Source organism: Pelagibius sp. (assembly GCF_965227505.1).
Taxonomy (GTDB): domain Bacteria; phylum Pseudomonadota; class Alphaproteobacteria; order Kiloniellales; family Kiloniellaceae; genus Pelagibius.
Genome location: NZ_OZ245757.1, coordinates 12,248 through 35,881 on the forward strand (window position 1 = coordinate 12,248; position 23,634 = coordinate 35,881).

At 65.1% G+C, this 23,634-nt stretch carries 21 protein-coding genes; 16 read left to right on the forward strand and 5 right to left on the reverse strand.

Annotation, left to right across the window (positions count from 1 at the left end):
- The first annotated feature begins 30 nt into the window (after positions 1 to 30).
- The 4 genes from ACO06P_RS00055 to ACO06P_RS00070 all read left to right on the forward strand — a co-directional run bounded on the left by ACO06P_RS00055 (position 31) and on the right by ACO06P_RS00070 (position 4,278).
- Positions 31 to 1,047, forward strand: coding sequence for a substrate-binding domain-containing protein (locus ACO06P_RS00055; RefSeq protein WP_420347976.1), 1,017 nt, complete (start codon positions 31 to 33; stop codon positions 1,045 to 1,047).
- A 431-nt stretch (positions 1,048 to 1,478) separates the two neighbouring features.
- Positions 1,479 to 2,276: a UDP-2,3-diacylglucosamine diphosphatase gene (locus ACO06P_RS00060; RefSeq protein WP_420347977.1), complete on the forward strand. Its 798-nt coding sequence runs from the start codon at positions 1,479 to 1,481 to the stop codon at positions 2,274 to 2,276.
- Positions 2,277 to 2,281: 5 nt separating this feature from the next.
- On the forward strand, positions 2,282 to 3,280 hold the full coding sequence (locus ACO06P_RS00065; protein WP_420347978.1) for a glycosyltransferase family 4 protein: 999 nt from the start codon (positions 2,282 to 2,284) through the stop codon (positions 3,278 to 3,280).
- 89 nt (positions 3,281 to 3,369) lie between these two features.
- A complete protein-coding gene (locus tag ACO06P_RS00070) occupies positions 3,370 to 4,278 on the forward strand; it encodes an SMP-30/gluconolactonase/LRE family protein (protein ID WP_420347979.1) in 909 nt (302 codons plus the stop codon).
- 131 nt (positions 4,279 to 4,409) lie between these two features.
- Here the strand turns inward: ACO06P_RS00070 and ACO06P_RS00075 are convergent, their stop codons facing one another.
- The 4 genes from ACO06P_RS00075 to ACO06P_RS00090 form a co-directional block, all read right to left on the reverse strand.
- Positions 4,410 to 5,387 (reverse strand): ABC transporter permease, encoded by a 978-nt coding sequence (locus ACO06P_RS00075; protein ID WP_420347980.1) that lies wholly within the window; start codon positions 5,385 to 5,387, stop codon positions 4,410 to 4,412.
- A 2-nt stretch (positions 5,388 to 5,389) separates the two neighbouring features.
- Positions 5,390 to 6,370 carry an ABC transporter permease gene (locus tag ACO06P_RS00080; RefSeq protein ID WP_420347981.1) on the reverse strand — a complete coding sequence of 327 codons (981 nt, stop codon included), beginning with the start codon at positions 6,368 to 6,370 and terminating at the stop codon, positions 5,390 to 5,392.
- Complete coding sequence (locus ACO06P_RS00085) at positions 6,367 to 7,953, reverse strand: sugar ABC transporter ATP-binding protein (RefSeq protein ID WP_420347982.1); 1,587 nt, start codon at positions 7,951 to 7,953, stop codon at positions 6,367 to 6,369. The genes ACO06P_RS00080 and ACO06P_RS00085 overlap by 4 nt, the downstream gene beginning before the upstream one ends.
- Before the next feature lie 98 nt (positions 7,954 to 8,051).
- A complete protein-coding gene (locus ACO06P_RS00090; protein ID WP_420347983.1) occupies positions 8,052 to 9,182 on the reverse strand; it encodes a sugar ABC transporter substrate-binding protein in 1,131 nt (376 codons plus the stop codon).
- A 380-nt stretch (positions 9,183 to 9,562) separates the two neighbouring features.
- On the opposite strand from ACO06P_RS00090, the gene ACO06P_RS00095 reads away from it, so the two are divergent.
- The 12 genes from ACO06P_RS00095 (at position 9,563) to ACO06P_RS00150 (ending at position 22,833) form a co-directional block, all read left to right on the forward strand.
- Positions 9,563 to 10,432, forward strand: coding sequence for a carbohydrate ABC transporter permease (locus ACO06P_RS00095; protein WP_420347984.1), 870 nt, complete (start codon positions 9,563 to 9,565; stop codon positions 10,430 to 10,432).
- Positions 10,429 to 11,436, forward strand: a complete 1,008-nt coding sequence (locus ACO06P_RS00100; protein WP_420347985.1) for a carbohydrate ABC transporter permease — start codon at positions 10,429 to 10,431, stop codon at positions 11,434 to 11,436. The genes ACO06P_RS00095 and ACO06P_RS00100 overlap by 4 nt, the downstream gene beginning before the upstream one ends.
- Positions 11,437 to 11,542: 106 nt before the next feature.
- Positions 11,543 to 12,997: an extracellular solute-binding protein gene (locus ACO06P_RS00105; protein WP_420347986.1), complete on the forward strand. Its 1,455-nt coding sequence runs from the start codon at positions 11,543 to 11,545 to the stop codon at positions 12,995 to 12,997.
- A 94-nt stretch (positions 12,998 to 13,091) separates the two neighbouring features.
- Positions 13,092 to 14,177 (forward strand): ABC transporter ATP-binding protein, encoded by a 1,086-nt coding sequence (locus ACO06P_RS00110; RefSeq protein ID WP_420347987.1) that lies wholly within the window; start codon positions 13,092 to 13,094, stop codon positions 14,175 to 14,177.
- Between the two features lie 3 nt (positions 14,178 to 14,180).
- On the forward strand, positions 14,181 to 15,215 hold the full coding sequence (locus tag ACO06P_RS00115; protein ID WP_420347988.1) for an aldo/keto reductase: 1,035 nt from the start codon (positions 14,181 to 14,183) through the stop codon (positions 15,213 to 15,215).
- 22 nt (positions 15,216 to 15,237) lie between these two features.
- Entirely contained in the window at positions 15,238 to 16,077 is an 840-nt protein-coding gene (locus ACO06P_RS00120; protein ID WP_420347989.1) for an amidohydrolase family protein, read from the forward strand.
- Positions 16,078 to 16,164: 87 nt separating this feature from the next.
- A complete protein-coding gene (locus ACO06P_RS00125; protein ID WP_421938163.1) occupies positions 16,165 to 16,701 on the forward strand; it encodes a pentapeptide repeat-containing protein in 537 nt (178 codons plus the stop codon).
- Between the two features lie 184 nt (positions 16,702 to 16,885).
- On the forward strand, positions 16,886 to 18,577 hold the full coding sequence (locus ACO06P_RS00130; RefSeq protein WP_420347991.1) for a CRTAC1 family protein: 1,692 nt from the start codon (positions 16,886 to 16,888) through the stop codon (positions 18,575 to 18,577).
- 187 nt (positions 18,578 to 18,764) lie between these two features.
- A complete protein-coding gene (gene xylF / locus ACO06P_RS00135; protein ID WP_420347992.1) occupies positions 18,765 to 19,814 on the forward strand; it encodes a D-xylose ABC transporter substrate-binding protein in 1,050 nt (349 codons plus the stop codon).
- A gap of 140 nt (positions 19,815 to 19,954) precedes the next feature.
- On the forward strand, positions 19,955 to 21,199 hold the full coding sequence (locus ACO06P_RS00140; protein WP_420347993.1) for a sugar ABC transporter permease: 1,245 nt from the start codon (positions 19,955 to 19,957) through the stop codon (positions 21,197 to 21,199).
- 12 nt (positions 21,200 to 21,211) lie between these two features.
- Positions 21,212 to 21,985, forward strand: a complete 774-nt coding sequence (locus ACO06P_RS00145; protein ID WP_420347994.1) for an ATP-binding cassette domain-containing protein — start codon at positions 21,212 to 21,214, stop codon at positions 21,983 to 21,985.
- Positions 21,986 to 22,065: 80 nt separating this feature from the next.
- The gene (locus ACO06P_RS00150) at positions 22,066 to 22,833 is read left to right on the forward strand and encodes an SDR family NAD(P)-dependent oxidoreductase (protein WP_420347995.1); all 768 of its coding nucleotides are present in this window, start codon (positions 22,066 to 22,068) and stop codon (positions 22,831 to 22,833) included.
- Between the two features lie 125 nt (positions 22,834 to 22,958).
- On the opposite strand, the gene ACO06P_RS00155 is transcribed toward ACO06P_RS00150, so the two are convergent.
- Positions 22,959 to 23,504, reverse strand: a complete 546-nt coding sequence (locus ACO06P_RS00155; RefSeq protein ID WP_420347996.1) for a tetratricopeptide repeat protein — start codon at positions 23,502 to 23,504, stop codon at positions 22,959 to 22,961.
- Positions 23,505 to 23,634 lie beyond the last annotated feature (130 nt).

The following is a 23,634-nucleotide window of genomic DNA, read 5'->3' on the forward strand; positions in this document are numbered from 1 at the left end:
TTCGGCCATTCGTATTTTTGGGGACTTGAGATGAAACAGTTGGTGTTAGCCGCAGCGGCGGCCACCGTGTTCTTCGGCGCTCAGGCCGAGGGGCGCGATACCATTCGCATTCTTTCTTCCGAAGCCAGCTTTCCCTATACCGCCATGGTCGGCGAGAGCTTTGCCAGCAACTACCGACAGCCCACGCCGATCATCGAGCGGACGACAGCGCGCAGCAGCACGCGGAGCTTCTGTGCCGGTGTCGGCCGTGAGTTCCCGGACATCATCGGCATCCCGCGGCGCATGTGGGACGCCGAATTCAAAGAGTGTCGGGACAACGGCGTCGACCGGATCACCGAGATCAAGGTTGGCTATGACGGTATCGTCCTTGTCGGAGCGCCCGGCGGCCCGGTCATCCGGCCCACCAAAGCGCAGATCTTCCAGGCGTTGGCCAAGCGCCTGGTGATCGATGGCGAGCTTGTCGACAATCCCCACACCCGGTGGAACCAGATCCACGACTCGCTCCCGGACATGCCGATCCGTGTGGTCGGCCCGCTGGTCAACACCGATCCCTCCAACGCCTTTCTGCTGGAGGTGATGGACACCGGCTGCCGCAAGATCGAGACGATGGCGCGCCTGCCGGAGGAGGTGCGCGACCCGGCCTGTGTTTCTCTGCGCAACGACACGGCTTTTGCCTCTGTCTCGAAAAGCTATGACGAAGCGGTGCGCATGGTGCGCTCGCGCGATCATCAACTCGCGATCATGCCGTTCTCCTTCTACGAGACCCATGCGGACTCCCTTGCCGTTCATCCCATCGACGGGGTTCTGCCGGACGAGCAGTCCATCGCCCTGGGGGACTACCCCGTCATCTGCACGCTCTTCGTCTACGTGAAGGTCCAGCACTACGAGCAGGTCCCGGGCATCCTGGAGTTCGTGACGGAGTACACGAGCGACCGTGCCTGGGGGCCGGACGGCTACTTGGTGGACCTTGGCATGATCCCGATGTCGCATCGCGAGCGGATCGATCAGCGCGCCAACGCCATCGGCCTCAATCCCATGTGGCGCTAGCTGGGCCTTTGGCGCTGGCCCCTTGGCGCTGGCCCATTTGGCGCTGGCCCATTTGGCGCTGGCCGGTCCGCCGGAAGTGCGGCCCCAGGGTCGACGAAGCAGTCTCTCCGAAGGGGCCTGCGATTCCCGCAGGCCCCATTTCGTTCGGCCGAATCCCGCAGCGCTTGCGCCGGACCAGCTGTGGATGAAAACGCATCTCTCTCCGAGTCGCAGGGATAAAGTATTCGCCCACGATGAAACGAATCGGGATTTCGTTCTGTTCGTTAACCAAAAGTAATTGCTGCATGTACTTTCTGTGACAGTGCAATGAACCTGCGATGATATCTGTACCTTCATTGATCGAATTTCTTTTTCCGGCTTCAGCATCTTGATATAAGCCGCCGAAAGATCACCATTTCTGGTGATCGCAATGGGATCTAGAGAGTGGACCCATGGACGGCCTGGCTCCTTCGCGACCGACTCGCTACCGCAGCATTTTTATCTCGGACATCCATCTGGGCACCCGGGGCTGCAAGGCGGACTATCTGCTGGACTTCCTCAAAGAGACCGAGTGCGAGACGCTCTATCTGGTCGGCGACATCTTCGACGGCTGGCGGCTCAGGAAAAACTGGTACTGGCCTCAGGCGCACAACGACGTTGTTCAAAAGCTTCTGCGCAAGGTGCGCAAGGGCATGCGGCTGGTCTACGTGCCCGGCAACCACGACGAAGTGCTGCGCGACTATCTGGGCATGCACTTCGGCGGCGTGGAAGTGATGAAGGAGGTGATCCACGAAACCGCCGACGGCAAGCGCATGCTGGTGATCCACGGCGACGAGTTCGACGGCATCGTCAAGTATGCGCGCTGGCTCGCGCTGCTGGGCGACTGGGCTTATGTGACCATGCTGCAGGTGAACACCTGGTTCAACTACCTGCGCCGCAAGCTGGGCTTCGGTTACTGGTCGCTCTCGGCATACCTCAAGCACCGGGTCAAGAACGCCGTCCAGTTCGTCTGCAACTTCGAAGATGCGGTGGTGGCCGAGGCGAAGCGCCACGGCGTCGACGGCGTCATCTGCGGCCACATCCACATGGCGGAGATGCGGATGATCGATGGCATCCTCTATGTGAACGACGGCGACTGGGTCGAAAGCTGCACCGCCCTGGTGGAGCACTTCGACGGCAGGCTGGAGATCCTGCCCTGGGCCGAACTGCGCGCCTTTCCCATGCTGGAGCCGGCAACCGCCGCGGCGTGACGGAGATGCGCATTCTTCTGGCGACGGACGCCTGGTATCCGCAGATCAACGGCGTGGTGCGCACCCTCAACCGGGTGCGCGAGGAACTGGAGCCGCAGGGCGATGTCTTCGAGGTCCTCGCCCCGCATCACTTCCGCACCTTTCCCTGTCCGACGTATCCGGAGATCCGGCTGGCGGTCCTGCCGCAGATCGGCCTGAAAAAACGCATCGACGCGTTCCGGCCCGATGCCATCCACATCGCCACCGAAGGGCCCATCGGTGTCGCCCTGCGCGGTTTCTGCGTGAAGCACAAACTGCCCTTCACGACCTCCTACCACACCCGCTTCCCGGAATACCTCTCCGCGAGAATCCCGGTGTCGGCTGATGTCGGCTACCGCTTCATGCGCTGGTTCCACCGGCCTTCCAGCGGCATCATGGTGGCCACCCAGTCGATGCGTGAGGAACTGCAGTCCCGCGGCTTCGAACGGCTGGTGGATTGGACCCGGGGCGTCGACACGGCGCTGTTCCGGCCGGAGGCGCCGCACGCGCTGGATCTGCCGCGGCCGGTGTACATGTACGTCGGCCGCGTCGCGGTGGAGAAGAACATCAAGGCCTTTCTGGACCTCGACCTCGACGGCAGCAAGGTGGTGGTGGGCGACGGTCCGCAGCGCGCCGAGCTCGAAGCCGCTTTCCCGGACGTCCATTTCGTCGGCGCCAAGCAGGGCGAGGACCTGGCCGCGCACTATGCGTCAGGCGACGTCTTCGTCTTCCCCAGCCGCACTGACACCTTCGGTCTGGTGATGCTGGAGGCGCTGGCCAGCGGCATGCCGGTGGCCGCTTATCCGGTGCCGGGGCCGCTGGACGTGGTGGACGGGGCAGGGGTCGGTATCCTAAGCGAAGACCTGGGCAGCGCGACGCGCGAGGCCATCAAGATCGACCGCGAGCATTGCCGCGAGCATGCCCTCAAGTTCTCCTGGGCCAACTGCGCCCGGATGTTCCGCGACAACCTGCAGCCGCTGGACTGAAGTCGAAGCGGATTTGCGCTTCCGACGCTGCGCGCTACACTCTCCGCGACAGCGGGCGGCGAAGCCCGGGCAATGAGGGGAGGGGGCCGATGAACCCGGACTACGACGTGCGCGATCCGCGCTTCAGGGACTACCTGCTGGGCAACTGCGCGGTCGAGAAACTCTATACGGGCACGCTCTGGGCCGAGGGGCCCGTCTACTTCTGCGACGGTGACTTCCTGCTGTGGAGCGACATCCCCAACAACCGTATCCTGAAGTGGACGGCGGGCGCCGGCGTCACCGAGTACCGTCGTCCCTCCGACTACTCCAACGGCCATACCCGCGACCGGGAGGGGCGGCTGGTCAGCTGCGAGCACGGCGCCCGGCGGGTCACCCGCACGGAGTGGGACGGCAGCGTCACCGTGCTGGCCGAGAGCTACCAGGGCAAGCGCCTGAACTCCCCCAACGACGTGGTGGTGAAGTCCGACGGCACGGTCTGGTTCACCGATCCGCCCTACGGCATCCTCTCCGACTACGAGGGCTACAAAGCCGACAGCGAGATCGGCGCCAACTACGTCTATCGCCTCGACCCCAAGGCCTGCGATCTGACCGTGGTGGCCGATGACTTCGACAAGCCCAACGGTCTGGCCTTCTCGCCGGACGAGAAGACCCTCTACATCGCCGATACGGGGGCGTCGCACGATCCGGATGGGCCGCGCCATATCCGCGCCTTCCAGGTGGCGGAAGACAACAGCCTGTCGGGAGGGGAGGTCTTCGCCGTCTGCGATGCGGGGCTCTTCGACGGCTTTCGCCTAGACGAGGACGGCAACATCTGGTCCAGCGCCGGCGACGGCGTGCACTGTTTTTCCCCCGCCGGCGAGCTGCTCGGTAAGATCCGGATTCCGGAGAAGGTCTCCAACGTCGCCTTCGGCGGCGCGAAGAAGAACCGCCTCTTCGTCACCGCTACCACCTCGCTCTACGCCGTCTACCTGAACCGCCGCGGCGTCCAATGGCCGTAGCCCTTGTGGGCGTCATGCTTCGAGACGGCCGCTGCGCGGCCTCCTCAGCATGAGGTGCGGCTGGGCCGAGGGCATAACCTCACCCTGAGGAGCTTGCGCGAGCAAGCGTCTCGAAGGGTGGAGAGGGAGCGCTAACCCTGTACCTTCTGGCCGCGGCCGTAGACCAGCAGCATGCCGATGATGACGCAGCCGTAGATGATCTGGCGTCCGGCCTCCGGCATCTGCATGACGGAGAGGATGGACTGCAGCAGAGAGATCAGGATCACCCCCGCCACCGTGCCCAGATAGGTGCCGCGCCCGCCCAGGATGTGGGTGCCGCCCAGCACCACGGCGGCGATTGCCGGCAGCAGGTAGGGGTCGCCCATGGCCTGATAGCCCTTGTTGGAATAGCCCGCCAGCAGGACACCCGCCATGGCGCTGCACATGCCGGAGATGGCGAAACAGGCGATCAGCACAGCCTTGGTGTTGACGCCGGAAAGGAAGGTGGCGCCTTCCTGGTTGCCGATGGCGTAGATGTAGCGGCCCAGCGGCGTGCGCTTCAGCAGGATGACCACGGCAATCCCGATGGCCGCCCAGATGAAGACGGCGTTCGGGATGTTGAAGAGGCTGCGCTCCACCGCCAGCCAGCGCATCGTCTCGCTGGCATGGTCCTGGGGCGCGAAGCCGCCGGTGTGGAGCACCATGACGCCCTGGGCGACCGCGTTGATGCCGAGGGTGAAGATCATCGAGGGGACGCGCAGGATGGCCACGCCCAGGCCGTTGATGAGCCCGAAGACGAGGCCGCAGAACAGGCCGAAGGGAATGGCGTACTCCGGCCCCCACCAGCCGGCAGCGGCGGTCGACATCATGCCGCCGACGGTGACCAGCCAGGGAATCGAAAGATCGATGTGGCCCAGCAGGATCACAAGCATGACGCCGGAAGCGATGATGCCGAGGAAGGCGGCGACCTGAAGCTGCTGCAGCAGATAGTTGGCCGAGAGGAAGCTGGCGGAATAGAGGCTGCCGGCCAGCAGCATGACGATGATGAAGCCGAAGGCGATCACCACCGGCTTGTCGACGGACTTGAGAGCCCCCTGCAGCGCGCCCTGCATGCTTTCCTGGATCGACATGGCTATTTGAAGAGCTCCAGGCGGTTGCGGATCTGGAAGACGCGGGCGGCCCCCAGGCTGACGGCGACGAGCAGCACGACGCCCTGAAACAGTGGCTGCCAGAGCGGCGGCAGGTCGAAGACGAAGAGCAGGTCGTCGATGGTGCGCAGGATGAAGGCGCCGAAGATGGAGCCGATGGCCCCGCCGGCGCCGCCGTAGAGCGAGGTGCCGCCGATCACCACTGCGGCGATGGAATTGAGCGTGTAGGTGCCGCCGATGGGGGCGCTGGCCTCGCCGGAGAAGGTGACGAAGGTGAGCATCAGCCCGGCCAGCCCGGCCAGCAGGCCGGCGAGGGTGTAGGCCGCCAGTTTCGAGCGCCCGATGGCGACGCCGGTCATGTAGGCAGCGCCCTCGGCGGAGCCGACCGCATAGCAGCCGCGGCCGACGACGGAGTTGCGGAAGGGCAGCCAGATGATCAGGACCGCCGCCAGCAGCACGACCAGGGAGGTCGGCACCACCTCGAAGACCGTATAGGTCATGAAGTCGGCGAGGTCTTCGTCGACATCGCCGCCGGGCACCGGCCGCAGCAATAGCGCGATGCCGTAGTAGACCGCACCGGTGGCCAGCGTGGTGATGATCGGCTGCAGGCGCCCGTAGACCACGATTACCCCGTTCACCAAGCCGGCCAGCGCCCCGGCCAGCAGCACCACGGCGGTGCCGATGGCGATCTGCAGCGGATCGCCGCTCACCATGCTGGAGGCCAGGCAGTTGGTCATGATGAAAACCATGCCCACCGAGAGATCGAGGCCGCCGGTCAGCACCGGCAGGGTCTGGGCCATGGCGACCAGCGCCAGCAGCACCGCCTTGTTGGCGGCTGTCGTGACCACCGGCACGGTGAGGCCCGCCGGGTGGTTGGCGATGTAGAGGGTGAACATCAGGAAGAAGACGACAACGGCCAGGATCACACCCTGGCTCTGGCCGAGCCGCAGCTTGAGGTCCTTCATGCCGGCGTCTCCACCTGGGAAGAGGCTTTCGAGCGGTCGTCCAGGCTGAGGTTCAGGGCGCTGGCGACGATGTTCTCCTCGTTGATGGCCGCGCCCTGAAGCTCCCGCACGATGCGGCCGTCGTACATGATGCTGACCCGGTCGCAGCAGCCGATCAGTTCGTCGTAGTCCGTCGTGTAGAACAGGATGGCAGTTCCGGCGGCGGCGAGATCGCGCAGCAACTGATAGATCTCCTGCTTGGTGCCCACATCGATGCCCCGTGTCGGGTCGTTCAGCAGCACGATGCGCGCGTTGGTCATCAGCCACTTGGCGATCACCACCTTCTGCTGGTTGCCGCCGGAAAGCGTGGCGACCGGGTCGTCGACGTCGCCGACCTTGATGGAGAGCCGGCGCACCATCTCGTCGATCTCCGCGTTCTGGCGTTCCCGGTCGATGAAGACGCCTCGGGTGAAGTGGCTGATGGAGGCCATGGAGATGTTGTCGCGCACCGACATGGGCAGCAGCAGCCCTTCGGACTTTCGGTCCTCCGGGATCAGGGCGATGCCGACGGCGCTGGATTTGGCGAGTTGCGGGCTGGTCAGGCGCAGCCGGCGCCCGGCGATCTTAACCTCGCCGGTAACGCCGCGCAGCACACCGAAGAGCGCCAGCAGCAGTTCGCGCTGACCCTGGCCATCGAGCCCGCCGAGGCCGACGATCTCCCCCTTGCCGACGGAAAGCGAGATGTCGGTGAGCCGATTGCCCCAGGACAGCCCCGTGATCTCAAGTTCCGGCTCGGGCGGGGTCTCGTGCCGGGGTTTGGGCGGATAGACCTGGGTGTAGTCGCGCCCGATCATCAGCTGCACGATCTCGCTGTCGCTGTGCGTGCCCTTGGCGAAGGTTTCGATGTGGCGGCCGTTGCGGAACACCGAGCAGGTGTCGGCCAGCTCCTCGATCTCGTGCATGCGGTGCGAGATATAGAGAATGGCGAGGCCCTGCGCGCGCAACTCCCCCAGAATTGCGTAAACCTTTTCCACGTCGGCGGCGGTGAGGGCCGAGGTCGCCTCGTCGAGGATCAGCATCCTGGGGTTCCGCCCCAGGGCCTTGGCGATCTCCACCATCTGGCGGCGCGACAGCGGCAGGTTCTTCACCAGCTCCAGCGGGTTGACGTCATCGCAGCCGACCTTCGCCAGCAGCTCCTCGGCGCGCCGCCGCTGGGCGCGGTGGTCGATCAGGCCCCAGCGCAGCGGCGGATCGGCCATGGAGATGTTGTCCGCCACCGAGAGGTCCGGCATCAGGGAGAGCTCCTGAAAGATGCAGACGATCCCCTTGGCGTTGGCGTCCTGCGGGCCGGCGAAGGTCACCGCCTCGCCATCGAGAAGCAGGGTGCCGGCGGAGGGCTGGACGACGCCGGCAGCGATCTTGATCAGGGTCGACTTGCCGGCGCCGTTCTCACCCAGAATCGCATGAATCGCGCCGGGATGACAGGCGAAGTCGACGCCGTCCAGGGCGACCACGCCGCCGTAATGCTTGCTGATTCCCCGCATCTGCCAGAAAGCGGAGGCATTGTCGGTCTCTGACGCGTTATCTGCTGCGGAGTCGTTCATCAGGCCAACCGGAAGGGGACATGTTGCAGTTCCATGAAGGGGCGCCGCGTCCGGTTTGCGGACGCGGCGCTTCAGTTATGGGGCGTTGCGGGCGGCCCCTACTGGTCTTCTTCCGTCTTGGCCATGATCTCCGTGGCGGTGATGTTGACCCCGCAGGGCGGGAACTCGTTCGGTGTGAAGAAGTTGTCCGTAAGATCCGGGTAGTAGTTCACGTTGGCCTTGAAGTCCGGATGCTCGACCAGTGGGATCGGCACCGAGACGTACTGCGGCAGAACCTTGCCCTGCAGCGCCTCCAGGGCGGTCTTGGCGGCGATGGCCACGAGGCCCGGAGACTGCCCGGCCGAAGAGCACAGCAGGCCGTCGCCGGCGTGCTCGGCGCAGAGCTTGCGGAAACCGTTTTCGGCCTCCCCGGCCACGGGCACGAAGGGATGGCCGGCATCGATCATCGCGCGCACGGCTCCGGTCGAGCCGCCCTGCACGAAGACGCCGTCGAACGTGCCGTGCACGGCGATGGCATCGGCGGTCACCTTCTGCGCCGTGCCGTCGTCCCAGTTGCCGACGACCTCGACGATATCGAAGCTGTTGCCGCCGGCTTCCATCAGTTCGCGGAAGCCCAGATGCCGGTCGCGGTCGACCGAGTTGCCCGGCAGGCCGCGGACTTCCAGGATCTTGCCGCTGCTGCCTACATTCTTCAGAAGCCAGCGTGCCATGATGCGTCCGATTTCCGACTGGTCCTCGTTCACCTGGATGATCTTGTCGCTGTCCAGCACGTTGTCGAAGGGAACCAGGACCACGCCGGCCCGGTTGGCGCGGCGGATGACCGGCCCGAAAGCGGTGGGATTGACGGCGATGGTCAGGATGGCGTCGTAGCCGGCGTTGATGAAGTTGTCGATGGCGGCGACCTGGGCGGCCACGTCCGTGCCCGTCGAAACGATCTTCAGCTCCTCGATCAACGGCTTCACGTCAGGCTGCTCGGCATAAGCCTTCAGCGTCTTGATCATCTGGATCCGCCAGGTGTTGCCGACAAAGCCGTTGGCCAATGCGATGCGGTAGGGCGGCTCCTTCGCCTTGAACTGGAAATGCTTGGTGTCGGCACTGAACGGTGCAAAGCAGCTGGGATTGTATCCGGGACCACTGACTTCTTCGGGGCCGGCTGCCAGGGACGGGGACGCGGCCCCGGCAGCCATCAGGCCCGCCAGGGCGGCAAAGGCTATCGCTTTCTTGACCATGAAAATTCCTCCCGGGATTGGGCGGGTTTTCCCGCGCGTTGTCTTATCGATGTCTCGTCGGTCGGAGCCATTGCGCCATGACGGGAGGCGTCGAGACGCCCATTTGTTTGCTGATGACGAGGCTCATGTTCCGATTAGGGCGCGTTAGCGTGGCCCAGGTTCATGATGCAGTCAATTGATCAGTCCCGCTGCTGTCGCATGGCTTGTCCTAGAACAAGTCTCGCTTATGCAAAGCGTCGCCAAAGCTGTGTGCACCTGCAGCATGGCACGGAGGTTGAGATACGGAGCAGCCTGCAATAGGCTGATCCGCAACAAGGATTGAGAACGACAACGGGAGCGCGCCTTTTGCCGCAGCCTCCCAGCGGGAGGGGAGCCCGAGGTTGCGCGAGCCGGTCAAGTACCTCTTTATATGGCCAGCCTTTCTTGTCGTGCTCTTGATCGGGCTGTTCCCGCTTATCTACTCGCTGACGGTGAGTTTTCAGTCTGTGCGGCTGGTGCCGCCGCGTCCGCCGCGGTTCATCGGCTTCGACAACTATGTCTCCCTGCTCGGCGAAGAACGCTTCTGGCAGGTCATCACCACAACGTCGGGAATCGTGTTTTCCTCGGTGCTGGTTCAGTACGTCATCGGCTTTGCCGTGGCTTTGGCGCTGTTCAGCCGTGTGCCGGGCGAGCGGCTGTTTCGGGTCGTCTTCCTTTTCCCCATGCTGATGGCGCCGATCGCCGTGGCCCTGGTGGGGCGGATGCTGTTTCATTCCACCGTCGGGCCGGTGAACCACTTCTTCACTCTCCTGGGATTCCCGAACCTGCCGTTCCTGACCGATGCCAACTGGGCGCTGGCCACCATCGTGACTGTGGAGGTCTGGCAGTGGACGCCCTTTGTCATCCTGCTGATGCTGGCCGGCTTGCAGAGCCTGCCGCGCGATGTCTATGAGGCGGCTTCGCTGGAGAATGCCACGCCCTGGCAGCAGTTCTGGGGCATCACCTTTCCCATGCTGCTGCCGATCTCGGCGGCCGTGGTCTTCATCCGCATCATCGAGAGCTTCAAGATCATTGACACGGTCTTTGTGCTGACCGGCGGCGGGCCGGGCATCTCGACCGAAACCCTGACCCTCTATGCCTATCAGGAGGGCTTCAAGAAGTTCAACCTGGGCTACACCTCGGCGTTGTCCTTCCTGTTCCTCATCGTGGTGATCGTGATCGGTGTGCTTTACCTGGCGATCCTGCGGCCCCATCTGGAGAAGCGGTCATGATGCGGCGCCCGCTGGTCTTCGGCCTTTGCCTGTTCTGGGCGCTGGTGACGCTGTTTCCACTCTACTGGACGCTGGTCACCTCCCTGAAGCCGCCCACGGCGGTGAACGGCGGGCCGACCTATCTGCCCTACATCGATTTCGTCCCGACGCTGCAGGCCTACCGGGACGCCTTTTCGGGCATTCGCGGCGACTTCATCGCGCCCTTCATCAACTCCTCCCTGATCTCGATCACGGCGACGGCGCTTGCGGTGCTGTTCGGCACCATGGCGGCCTACGCTCTCGTGCGTTTTGAGTTCCGGGTCCGGCTGATGTCCGGGCTGATCTTCGCCGCCATGGCGATCGGCGGCTTTCTGCTGTTCGATGAGGTTCTCGGGTATTCCCGGGCCCAAGCCATGGGCCTGGCGTTCCTGGTGGCCCTGCCGGCCTGCCTGCTGGCCAACCGCCTGCCGTTGCCGGGGCCGGTGCTGGGCAACAAGGACGTGCTCTTCTGGTTCGTTTCCCAGCGCATGTTCCCGCCCATCGTCACCGCCTTTGCCCTGTTTCTTCTCTATTCGGAGATCGGGCGGGAGGGCTTCAAGCTGCTGGACAGCTTCCTCGGCATGGTGCTCTGCTACACGGCCTTCTCAATTCCCATCGTGGTCTGGCTGATGCGTGATTTCCTGGCCTCCCTGCCGGTCGAGATCGAAGAGGCGGCGTTGGTGGACGACGTCCCGCGGATCCGCATTTTCTTCGAAATCGTGCTGCCCATGGCGCGACCGGGCCTGATCGCCACCTCGCTGATCACGCTGGCTTTCATCTGGAACGAGTTCCTTTTCGCACTGCTCCTGACCACCTCGGACTGGCAGACCCTGCCGATCCTGCTGTCGGGCCAGAACTCCTACCGGGGTGACGAGTGGTGGGCGATTTCTGTGGCCGCGCTCTTCGGCATCGCGCCGATGATGGTGGTGGCCATGCTGCTTGCTAAGCTGATGCGCTCGGGACTGACACTGGGGGGCATTCGCTAGCGGGAGAGACGAGAACGGGCCGGCGAAGCAGGAAATCCTGCAAACGGCCTTTGACGGGACAGCCGCTCACAAGGACAGAAAACAAAAGAGAAAGGGAGAAACGCCAATGAAAAAGCATCTCACTGCCACCGCCAGCGGTCTGGTGGTTGCCTTCGGGCTTTCGGGGGCGGCACTGGCCTGCTCGCCGGACTTTTCCGGGGTCACCTTGAAGGTCGGCTCGCAGACCGGGCCCTTCATTGCATCGGCCATGCAGGCGGCCGGGGAAAGCTGGGAGAAGCAGACCTGCGGCACGGTCGAGGTGGTGGAGTTCCCCTTCGGCGAACTCTATCCCAAGTATCTGACGGCGATGGTGGCGGGCGAAGCGGCCTTCGACGTGATCACCTTCGCGCCGGCCTGGACGCCGGATTTCGCGCCCTATCTCTCCGAAATGCCGGAAAAGATCCGCGGCACTGCCGATTGGGAGGATATCGCCCCGGTCTACCGGGACCGCCTCATGGTCTGGAACGGCAAGCACCTGTCGCAGACCATCGACGGCGATCTGCACACGCTGTCCTATCGCCTCGACCTCTTCAACGACCCTGAAGAACAGGCCGCTTTCAAGGCCAAGTACGGCTACGATCTGGCGGCGCCGGAGACCTGGGACCAGTATTACGACATCGCTGAGTTCTTCACCCGGCCGGAGGACAATCTCTGGGGCACGGCCGAGGCTTTCCGCCGCGGCGGCCAGCAGTTCTGGTTCTTCTTCACCCATGCCGCCAGCTACACCAACAACCCGAACAATCCCGGAAGCATGTTCTTCGATCCGGAGACCATGGACGCCCAGGTCAACAACGAGGGCTGGGTGAAGGCGCTGGAAGACTACATCCGCTCCGTCGGCTACGCCCCGCCGGGCGCGCTCAACTATACCTCGGGGGACATCCGCACCGCCTTTGCCGGCGGCCAGGTGGCCATGAACTTCGATTGGGGCGACACCGGCACCATTGCCTCCGACAAAGCCCAGAGCCAGGTCGCCGGTTCGGTGGGCTCCGCCATGACCCCGGGATCGACCCGCATCTGGAACCACAAGACCAATTCCTGGGACACCTTTGACGAACCGGTCCGCTCGCCCTTCATGGCCTACGGCGGATGGCAGGCGGCGGTGCCGCAGTCGGCCAACAACATCGACGCGTCCTGGCACTATGTCGAGTGGGCCTCGAACCCCGACAACTCGGGCCAGGCGGCCGTGACCGGCGGCTCCGGGGTCAATCCCTATCGCTTCTCCCACTTCACCAACCTGGACCGCTGGCTGAAGACCTTTTCGGAGGACGAGGCCAAGATGTATCTGGCGGCCCAGCGCGGCAGCCTGGAAGCGCCGAACATCGCGCTCGACATGCGTCTGCCCGGCTATTTCAGCTACACCGAGGAGTTGGAGATCGAGCTCTCGAAGGCCCTGTCAGGGCAGGTCGCGCCCAAGGCGGCCCTCGATGCCATCGCTGAGAAGTGGAACGAGTTGACCGACGAGTTCGGCCGCGAGGACCAGCTTGCGGCCTACCGCGCCTCCATGGGGCTGCCGCCGCTCTAAGAGGCTGAAGCTCTGGCACCGGGCCCCCGTCTGCTGCGGCGGGGGCCCGGGCAGTTCGTTCTTGTACAGGTCGTTTTTAAGGACTTCCGTTTCCATGGCCGACGTGCGTTTACAGGGTGTCAGCAAGGCCTTCGACGACGTGACCGTGATCCCGGCCCTGGACCTGGAGATCGCGGATACGGAGTTCGTCGTGCTCGTCGGCCCGTCCGGCTGCGGCAAGACCACGACGCTGCGCATGATCGCGGGGCTGGAGGCGGCCTCCGGCGGCGTGATCGCCATCGGCGACCGCGACGTGACGGAGCTGCGCCCGGGTCTGCGCAACTGCGCCATGGTTTTTCAGAACTACGCCCTCTATCCCCACATGACCGTCGCCGACAACATCGGCTACGGCATGAAGGTGCGGCGCATGCCGAAGGCGGAGATCGAGGGACGCATTGCCGAAGCCGCCCGAATCCTGGGTTTGGAACCCTATCTCGGGCGGCGGCCCAAGCAGCTCTCCGGTGGTCAGCGCCAGCGCGTCGCCATCGGCCGCGCCATCGTGCGCCAGCCCGATGTGTTTCTCTTCGACGAGCCGTTGTCGAACCTGGATGCCAAGCTGCGCATCGAGATGCGCACGGAGATCAAGAATCTGCACCGGCGCCTGAACAGCACCATGGTCTACGTGACCCACGACCAGGTGGAGGCCATGACCATGGCTGACCGTGTGGTGGTGATGAACGAAGGCCGCATCGAGCAGGCCGCCGATCCCATCACCCTCTACGAGCGCCCGGCCAACACCTTCGTTGCGGCCTTCATCGGCGCGCCCTCGATGAACTTCGTGCCGGCCCGGGTGGCCGCGCAGGGGCAGGGCCTGGCGCTGAAGCTGGAGGATGGCGGCGAACTGGCGATCCCGCAGGACCGCTGGGACCGCTACGGCCCTTACAGGGATCGGGCGGTCACCTTCGGGATACGCCCCGAACACAACGCCGGCGGCGACGCCGGGGGGGCGGTGATCCGCATGACGGCCCGAACCATCGAACCGCTCGGCCCACACACCCTCATTATCGGGGAGGCGGCGGGCCGTGGCTTCACGGCCCAGGTCGACTCCCACTTTCCCGCCGCACCGGACCAAACGGTGCCGATCTCCGTCGACATGAGCAAAATGCACCTCTTCGATCCGGACAGCGGAAAGGCAATCTAGGCCATGGCGAAGCTGCCTGAGAGGCGCCTGGGAAAGACCGGTCTGCAGGTCACCGAGATCGGCTTCGGCACCGCGCCGCTGGGGAATCTCTACGAGAAGATCGACGACCGGGTCGCCGCCGCGACCGTCACGGCGGCCTGGGACGCGGGTCTGCGGTTCATCGATACGGCGCCGTTCTACGGCTACGGCCTGGCCGAACACCGGATCGGGGAGGTCCTGCGCAACCAGCCGCGCGATGCCTTCGTCCTGTCGACCAAGATCGGCCGCCTGATCCGGCCACACGATCCGGATGACGAATGGCCCGGCGTCTTCAAGGGGGCGCTCCCTTTCAAGCCGGTCTTCGACTACAGCTACGACGGGGTCATGCGGTCCTTTGAGGACTCGCTGCAACGCCTCGGCCTGCACCGCATCGACATCCTGCTGATCCACGATCTGGAGCCGGTTTCCATCGGCTCGGAGGTGGAGGCGGAAACCCATCGCAAGGCCCTTCTGGGCGGTGCGAAGGGGGGCGGCTACGGCGCCCTCGACGAACTGCGCCGCAACGGCGACATCGGCGGCATCGGCGCGGGCCTCAATTACTGGGAGGTGGCGGAAAGCCTGATCGGCGAGGGGGATTTCGACTGTTTTCTCATCGCCGGGCGCTACACCCTGCTGGAGCAGGAGGCGCTCGACAGCTTCCTGCCGCTCTGTGCGGAGAAAGACATCGGGGTCTTTCTCGGCGGCCCCTACAACAGCGGCATCCTGGCCACCGGCGCGGTGCCGGGCGCCATGTACAACTACGAGCCGGCGCCGCCGGAGATCATCGAGCGGGTGGACCGCATCGCGGCGGTCTGCCGCAGTCACGACGTGCCCCTGGCCAGCGCCGCGCTGCGGTTTCCGTTGGGTCATCCTTCGGTGGCGGCGATCATTCCGGGCGCCCGGCGGCCGGAGGAGGTGGAGCGCAACCTTGCCACCTTCGATCAGCCGATCCCGTCAGCCTTGTGGAGCGATCTGGCGGGCGAGGGGCTGCTCCGCCAGGATGCGCCCTTGCCCTCCTGAACCAACCACGGGGGCAGCCGTCATGATCATCGACAGCCACGTCCACCTCTGGCAGATCGCCCGCGGCGACTATGACTGGATGACCGGCCCGGGGACGGAGGCGCTGACGCCGATCCGGCGTGACTTCGCCGCGGCGGACCTGCGCCCTTTGCTGCAGGCGGCCGGCGTGGATCGTGTTGTGCTGGTCCAGGCTGCGGCGACGGTTGCCGAAAGCCGGTTTCTGCTGCAGCAGGCTGCGGCGATGCCGGAGGTGGCCGGCGTGGTCGGCTGGGTGGCGATGGACGGCGGCGCGGTTGAAGACAGCCTCGAACGGCTCGCCGCGGACCCGGCCTTCAAGGGGGTGCGGCCGATGATCCACGACATTGCCGATCCGGACTGGATGCTGGGTGATGCCCTGGCCCCGGCGTTCCAGGCCCTGGTGCGCAAGGACCTGACCTTCGATTGCCTGGTGCGGCCTGTGCATCTGCCCAACCTTCTCACTCTGCTGCAGCGTCACCCGGACCTGCGAGCGGTGATCTGTCACGGCGCCAAGCCGGACATCGAGGCCGGTCAATTCACAGAATGGGCCACGCAGATGGCCGCCCTGGCGCGGGATACTGCGGCATTCTGCAAGCTGTCCGGCCTGATCACCGAGGCGGGGCCGGGTTGGACGCCGGCGGGACTGCGTCCCTATGTCGAGCACCTTCTGGAAGTTTTCGGCCCGCAGCGTTTGATCTGGGGCAGCGATTGGCCCGTATTGACTCTGACGGCCAGCTACGATGACTGGTGGACGGCGGCGCATGGGCTTCTGGCCAATCTCAGCGAAGGTGACAAGGCCGCCGTCTTTGGCGGCAACGCAATGCGGGCCTACCGCCTGCAATAAGAATCTTCCATTGCTTTTCAGGGCCTTGCAGCTTCGCTACCATTGGCCTGTCACATAGTCCGAGGATTCACTTGTCAGGAAGACCCGATGGCTCCGCGTTTCAGACGACCGATCCTTCTTGTCGCCTTTGCCCTCAGCATTGTTGCCCTCAGCATTGTTGGGGGTGTGCCCGTGGCGGAGGCCGCCTGCAACCACCCGCCGCGGGTCGGCGTGGACTGGACCAAGTGCGAGAAACGCCGGCTGAATCTCTCGGGTCAGGATCTCAGCACCGGCAAGTTCGGGTATACCGACTTCAGCCGCAGCGACCTGAAGGATGTGCGCTTCGTGAGGGCCGACCTCAGTGAGGCGGAATTCTCGAAAGCGCGTCTGGAGGGCGCGGATCTGAGCGAGGCCCGCATGATCAAGACCCACGGCGACCGCGCGGACTTCCGCAAGGCCAAGCTGGTCGGTGTCGACATGACAAAGGCAGAGATGGGGCGCGCGGATTTCACCGGGGCCGATTTCTCCGGCGCGGTGATGGTGAAAGCCGAACTCGGCCGCTCGATCCTGGTCGATGCCAATCTGGAAGGGGTCGATCTCAGCCGCGCGGAGATCGCGCGTGCCGTCTTCAGGGCGCGCGCCTGACCGGCAGCAACTTCGGCGGGGCCTATACCTACCTCACCCGCTTTGAAGGGGCAGACCTTTCGGAGACCACGGGCCTGGAGCAGAGTCAGCTGGATGTTGCCTGCGGCGATGACGCGACGGTCCTGCCGGCCAGCCTCGAGCGGCCGTCAAGCTGGCCCTGTTCGGACGACTGAGGGGCGGGCGGATGCGCCGGGACCGGGCGGTGCGATGCGGCCAGATGCTGGCGCTCTGCTTTCTGCTCTTCGGCTGTGCCCAGCCGCAGGGGTCTTCCCGGGAAACGGCAGCGCCCGCCGGTGGCAATGCTGGCGAGGGCCTTGCGGTCGCGGTTCCGAAGTTCGCCGAGGAGACCCGCCAGAGCGGCCTGAACCACAGTTTCCTGGGTGAGCGCAGGTATGTCGTCGGCGGAGGGCTGGCCCATTTCGACTGCGATGACGACGGCCTGACCGACCTCTATCTCGCCGGTGGCGCCGCGCCGGCCAAGCTGATGCGCAACCGGGGCGCCCCGGGCGGGCCCCTGGCCTTTGAGGAGGCAACGGCAGCGTCCCTGGCCCTGGACGCCGTCACCGGCGCCTATGCCTTGGACATCGACGGCGACGGCCGCCAGGACCTGGCGGTGCTGCGGTTCGGCGAGAACGTCCTGTTCCGCGGCCTTGGGGACTGCCGTTTCGAGCGCGCCAACGAGACCTGGGGTTTCGACGGCGGCAACGCCTGGTCCACCGCCTTTTCGGCGACCTGGGAGGAGGGCGCCGACTGGCCGAGCCTGGCGATCGGCAACTACATCGATCTGGAACGCCCGGGCGCCCCCTGGGGCACCTGCTTCGACAACGAACTGCACCGCCCGGCCGGAGAGAACCGCAGGTTTGCCGCACCCATCGCCCTTGCGCCGGGCCACTGCGCGCTTTCTGTCCTGTTCACCGACTGGGATGGCGACGGCTCCGCTGATCTGAGGATCAGCAACGACCGGGAATACTACCGCGGCGGGGAGGAGCAGCTCTGGCACATCGAGCCCGGCGCGCCGCCGCGGCTCTTCACCCGCGAAGAGGGCTGGGCCAAGCTGGAGGTCTGGGGCATGGGAATCGCCAGCCACGACGTCACCGGCGACGGCCTGCCCGACTACTTCCTGACCTCAATGGCCGACAACAAGCTGCGCACCCTGGACGGTGACGACCCGGCGGCACCGCAGGGGCCGGCCTACCGCGATATCGCCTTTGCCCGGGGTGTGACCGCACACCGGCCCTATCAGGGCGACCAGAGCAAACCTTCCACCGCCTGGCACGCCGAGTTCCAGGACGTGAACAACGACACCCTGGCCGATCTCTTTGTCGCCAAGGGGAACATCGAAGCGATGGAGAACTTCGCCCTGGAGGACCCCAACAACCTGCTGTTGGGCCTGCCGGACGGGCGCTTCGTCGAAGCCGGCGGCCTGGCGGGGCTGGACAGCGGTGCGCGCGGGCGCGGCGCGGCGGTCGTGGACCTCAATGCCGATGGCCTGCTGGACGTGGTGGTGGTGAACCGCAAGCAGCCGGCCCAGGTCTGGCGCAATCTCGGCCTGCAGGCGGGTACGAAGGGCCACTGGCTGGGCCTGCGGCTGCGTCAGGACGGTGGCAACCGCGATGCGGTCGGCGCCTGGGTCGAGCTGCGCTCCGCCGGGCGGCTGCAGCGCCGGGAAGTCTTCGTCGGCGGCGGCCACGCCAGCGGCGGTGCCGGCTGGCACCATTTCGGGCTGGGGGGCGCCGAAGCAGCCGACCTGCGGGTCCGCTGGCCCCATGATGCGTGGGGGCCATGGCTGCCGGTCTCGCCGGACCGCTTCGTCGAGGTGACCCGCGACCCTGTGGAAGGCGACCGCCTCGTGGAAATCCGCAAAGCGCCACGCTAGGCGACAGGACACTCAGGTGGATTGATGTAATTCCATCATTTTCTCATGATCGCTTTCTCGCTTCTTGAGGAAAACAGCTTATTGACAGAGCGGGTGCGTACGTCAAATATGGGCGGACAGGATAAGATTCGAAGAAACGAACGGGTGCTGTGGGATGACCCTGCGGCAGACCAACAGGGAGGAACTCATGAAACGCGTGGTTCGTGGACTGGCCGCCGGCGTGCTGGCGGCTGGAGTGATGGGTGCGGTTGCCGGCGCGGCAACGGCGCAGACCGTCGTCGGCGTCAGCTGGTCGAACTTCCAGGAAGAGCGCTGGAAGACCGACGAAGCGGCCATGAAGGCCGAACTGGAGCGTCTGGGCGCGACCTACATCAGCGCTGATGCTCAATCCTCCAATGAGAAGCAGATTGCCGACATCGAGGGCCTGATTGCCCGCGGGGCCGAGGCCCTGATCGTCCTGGCGCAGGATGCCTCGGCGATCGTCCCCGGGATCAGCAAGGCCAGCGCTGAGGGCATTCCGGTGGTCGGCTACGACCGCCTGATCGAGGTGCCCGGCGTCTTTTATCTGACCTTCGACAACAAGGAAGTCGGCCGCATTCAGGCCCGCGAAGTCTTCAAGGTTCAGCCCCAGGGCAACTACGTCTTCATCAAGGGCTCCTCCGCCGACCCCAATGCGGACTTCCTCCACTCCGGCCAGCTCGAAGTGCTGGATGCCGCCATCAAGTCCGGCGACATCAAGGTCGTCGGCGAACAGTACACCGATGCCTGGCTGCCGGAGAACGCCCAGAAGAACATGGAGCAGATCCTGACCGCCAACGACAACAAGGTGGATGCGGTGGTCGCCTCCAACGACGGAACCGCCGGCGGCGTGGTTGCCGCCCTGACGGCGCAGGGCATGGAAGGCCTGCCGGTCTCCGGCCAGGACGGGGATCATGCCGCGCTCAATCGCGTCGCCAAGGGTCTGCAGACCGTGAGCGTCTGGAAGGATGCGCGCGAACTGGGCAAGGCTGCCGCGTCCATCGCGGTTGAACTGGCCAAGGGCACGGCGCCCGACCAGGTGTCCGGCGCGACGAAGTGGAGCGACGGACCGAGGGGCGTCACCATGGATGCCATCTTCCTGAGCCCGATCCCGATCACATCGGAGAACCTGAACGTCGTGATCGACGCCGGCTGGGTCGGCAAGGATGTGGTCTGTCAGGGGGTGGACGCGTCCTCCTCACCGGCTGCCTGCAAGTAGCGCGGTTCCACAGCACGACAAGGGCGGGCGGCCGGCCTCCCCGGAGGGAGATCGGCCGCCGCGCGAAAGCAAGGAAAGGCCGGGTCCGCGCAGAGCGCTGTGAAAGGCGGGGCAGCGGCGCCGGCTGACTGGAAGACCAAATGGCTAGCGACGCTGACGTCAATGCGCCCCTGGGAACCGCCCCCCGCCTGTCGGCGATGGAGCAGTTCTCGCGGCTCACCGGGCTCGACACCCGCCTTCTGGCGATGCTGGGGGCGCTGATCGCGATCTGGGTCATTCTCAATCTGATGACGGGGGGCATCTTCCTGACGCCCCGCAACCTCTACAACCTTGCGGTCCAAAGCTCGGTGGTGGGGGTCATGGCAACCGGCATGGTCCTGGTCATCGTCGCCCGCCACATCGATCTCTCTGTCGGCTCGGTGCTCGGCTTCCTGGGCATGTGCATCGCCTTTCTGCAGGTCGAGGTCTTTCCCCTGGGCGCCGCCTGGAACTGGCCGCTGACCATCCTGCTGGGCCTGTTCCTGGGCGTTCTGGTCGGGATCTGGCAGGGATCCTGGGTCGCTTTCGGCGGCGTTCCGGCCTTCGTCGTCACGCTCGGCGGGCTGCTGATGTTCCGCGGCGCCGCCTTCATGATCACCGACGGCCGCACGGTGGCCCCGCTCGACCCGACCTATCAGCTGCTCGGCGGCGGCATCGACGGATCGATCGGCGCCACGGCCAGTTGGACCCTGGGTCTGGTCGCGGTGGCCGCAGTCGCCTTCTTCAGCCTCAAGGCGCGGGCGAAGCGCGCCCGTTACGGCTTTCCGATGAAGCCACTCTGGGCGGAGCTGGCCATGATCGCGGTCTGGTCCTTCCTGATCATCGGTTTCGTCCTGGTAATGAACGCCTACACCAAGCCGCGCAGCGACATTCCCCGCGGCATCCCGGTTCCCGTGCTGATCATGCTGACGGTGGTCATCCTCATGACCTTCCTGTCGCGCTTCACCAAGTTCGGCCGCTACGTCTTCGCCATGGGCGGGAATCCGGAGGCGGCGGCGCTCTCCGGCATCAACGTGAAGCGCACGACCGTGATGATCTTCGTGGTCATGGGTGTCCTCTGCGCGGTTGCCGCGGTCATCACCACGGCGCGGCTCAATGCCGGAACCAACTCCATGGGCACCCTGGCGGAGCTGAACGTGATCGCCGCCGCGGTCATTGGCGGCACTTCGCTGGCCGGGGGCATCGGAACCATACCGGGCGCCATTCTGGGGGCCGTGATCATGCAGAGTCTGGACAACGGCATGGTGTTGCTGGGCGTCTCCAGCGCCGTACGCCAGATCGTCATCGGCCTGGTCCTGGTGGCGGCCGTCTGGTTCGACGTCGTCTACAACCGCGGCCGGCGGTAGGAGGGGAGAGCCATGACCACGCCACTGGTGGAGATGCGCAATATCTGCAAGCGCTTCGGCGGCGTTCAGGCGGTCGACGATGTCTCGGTCGATCTCTATCCCGGCGAGGTGGTTGGCCTGCTCGGCCACAACGGGGCCGGCAAGTCGACCCTCATCAAGACGCTGGCCGGCGCCTATCCCTGCGACAGCGGTGAGATCTTTGTCAACGGCGAGCGGGTGGTCATCGAAACGCCGCGTGATGCCAGAACCCATGGAATCGAGACGATCTATCAGACCCTGGCGCTGGCCGACAATCTGGATGCCCCGGCCAATCTCTTCCTGGGACGCGAGTTGATGACCGCCTTCGGCACCCTCGACGACGACGCCATGGAGCACAAGGCGCGCGCCGTGCTGCATCGCCTCAATCCGAACTTCACCAACATCAAGGACCCGGTGAAGAACATGTCAGGCGGTCAGCGCCAGTCGGTCGCCATCGCCCGCGCCATTCTCTTCAACGCGAAGATCCTGATCATGGACGAGCCGACCGCGGCCCTGGGGCCGCAGGAGACCGCCATGGTCGCCGACCTTATCCAGCAGCTGAAGAAAGACGGTATCGGCATCTTTCTCATCAGCCACGACCTGCACGATGTCTTCGATCTCTCCGACCGCGTCTCGGTCATGAAGAACGGCCGTTTGGTCGGGACGCGCAAGACCTCCAGCGTCACCAAGGACGAGGTTCTCGGCATGATCATTCTGGGCAAGCTCCCCGGCGAGGAGAGACCAGAGGACATGGCCGCCCTTCACTGACCGTTGTGAATGGCCCGTTGTGAACCGCGCCGGCCGCGCCGCCACCGAAGCCTGCTCCCCTTTCAGAGGTATCCCGCAAGATGTCAGCACCAGCGATCTATCCCAGCCTGAAAGACCGTGTCGTGTTCATCACGGGCGGGGGGAGCGGCATCGGCGCGGCGATTGTCGAACACTTCTGCCGACAGGGCGCGCGGGTCGGCTTCGTCGACATCGACGCGGACTGCGCGGGGGAGCTGGTGACCCGGATGGAAGCGGCAGGCCACCACAAGCCCGAGTTCGTCGCCTGTGATCTCAGGGATATCGCGGCGCTGCGGGCGGCGATCGGCCAGATCCGTGCGGCACTGGGCCCGATCACCGTGCTGGTCAACAATGCCGCAAACGACCAGCGCCACGACATCGACGAAGTCACGCCGGAGTTCTGGGACGACCGCATCGCCGTCAATCTGAAGCATCAGTTCTTTGCCGCCCAGGCGGTCTATCCGGACATGGAGGCCGCCGGCGGCGGCGCCATCGTCAACGTCGGCTCCGTGTCATGGATGATCGGGCAGGGGGGGATGCCCTGCTACACGACCGCGAAATCGGCGGTGGCGGGCCTGACGCGGGCGCTGGCCCGCGACCTCGGGCCCAAGAACATCCGCGTCAATTGCGTAGTGCCCGGCTGGATCATGACACAGCGCCAGATCGATCTCTGGCTGACGCCGGAAGCGGAAGTGGATCTGATGAAAAGCCAGTGCCTGAAGCGCAAGCTTTACCCGGACGACATCGCCAAGGCGATCCTGTTCTTCGCTTCCGAGGATGCCGGGGCGTTCACCAATCAGAGCTACGTCGCCGACGGCGGCTGGGTTTAGGAAGTCGGGACTGGAATCTGAGTGAGGCGTGTGGGTGGTTGCCGGCACAGGCGCCGCTCTGCTGCGCACGGCAACCACCCGCCTGAGGGCGAGGGGGCGGGCCCCCGCCTCAGCTCTTTAGCGCGTCAGTTCGCGCTGCGGTCCGAATTCGGAAGCGCCGCCTGACGCTTCTTGTATTCTGCAATCTTGGCCTTCAGCTCCCGGTACTCGTCGCAGCCGAAGAAGCAGAGCGAGTCCAGCCTGCTGAGTTGTGCTTCCGCTTTCTCGATCTCGCCGGTGGTCAGGTAGAGCTCGCCGAGATATTCGTGAGCGCCGCGATGCTTGGGATCGAGGGAAAGGGCGCGCTGGTAATGGGACAGCGCCACGTCCAGGTTGCCGAGCTTGCGGTTGGTGTAGCCCAGGTAGTTGAAAATGTCGGCGTTTTTGGGCTGACGCTCGGCGGCCTTGGTCAGGTGGGCGATCGCCCTCTGATAGTCGCCTGACTTGATGTGCTTTTCCGCCTGGACGTAGTCCTTATCGGCGGCGGTGGTCGTTTCGTTGCTGCTCCAGCCCGCGGCAAGTGCGGGTGCGGCAGGAGCGGCGAGGGCTGTCACCACCGCTGCGGCAGCGAAGAGGCGAAAGACCACTGTGCGGGTGGGGCTTTGATTGCGCCGGGTGCTTGCGTTCATCATCAGATCCCTTCTTCTGTGAATGGCGCCGTCGCTTGCTCCGGCGGCTGTGCTTTGTCCCTACCTACGGGCCGGGTCCCGAAAGGGTTTCAACCGCTCTCCCAATCATGTGCGGATGGTGACTTCGAGGGCT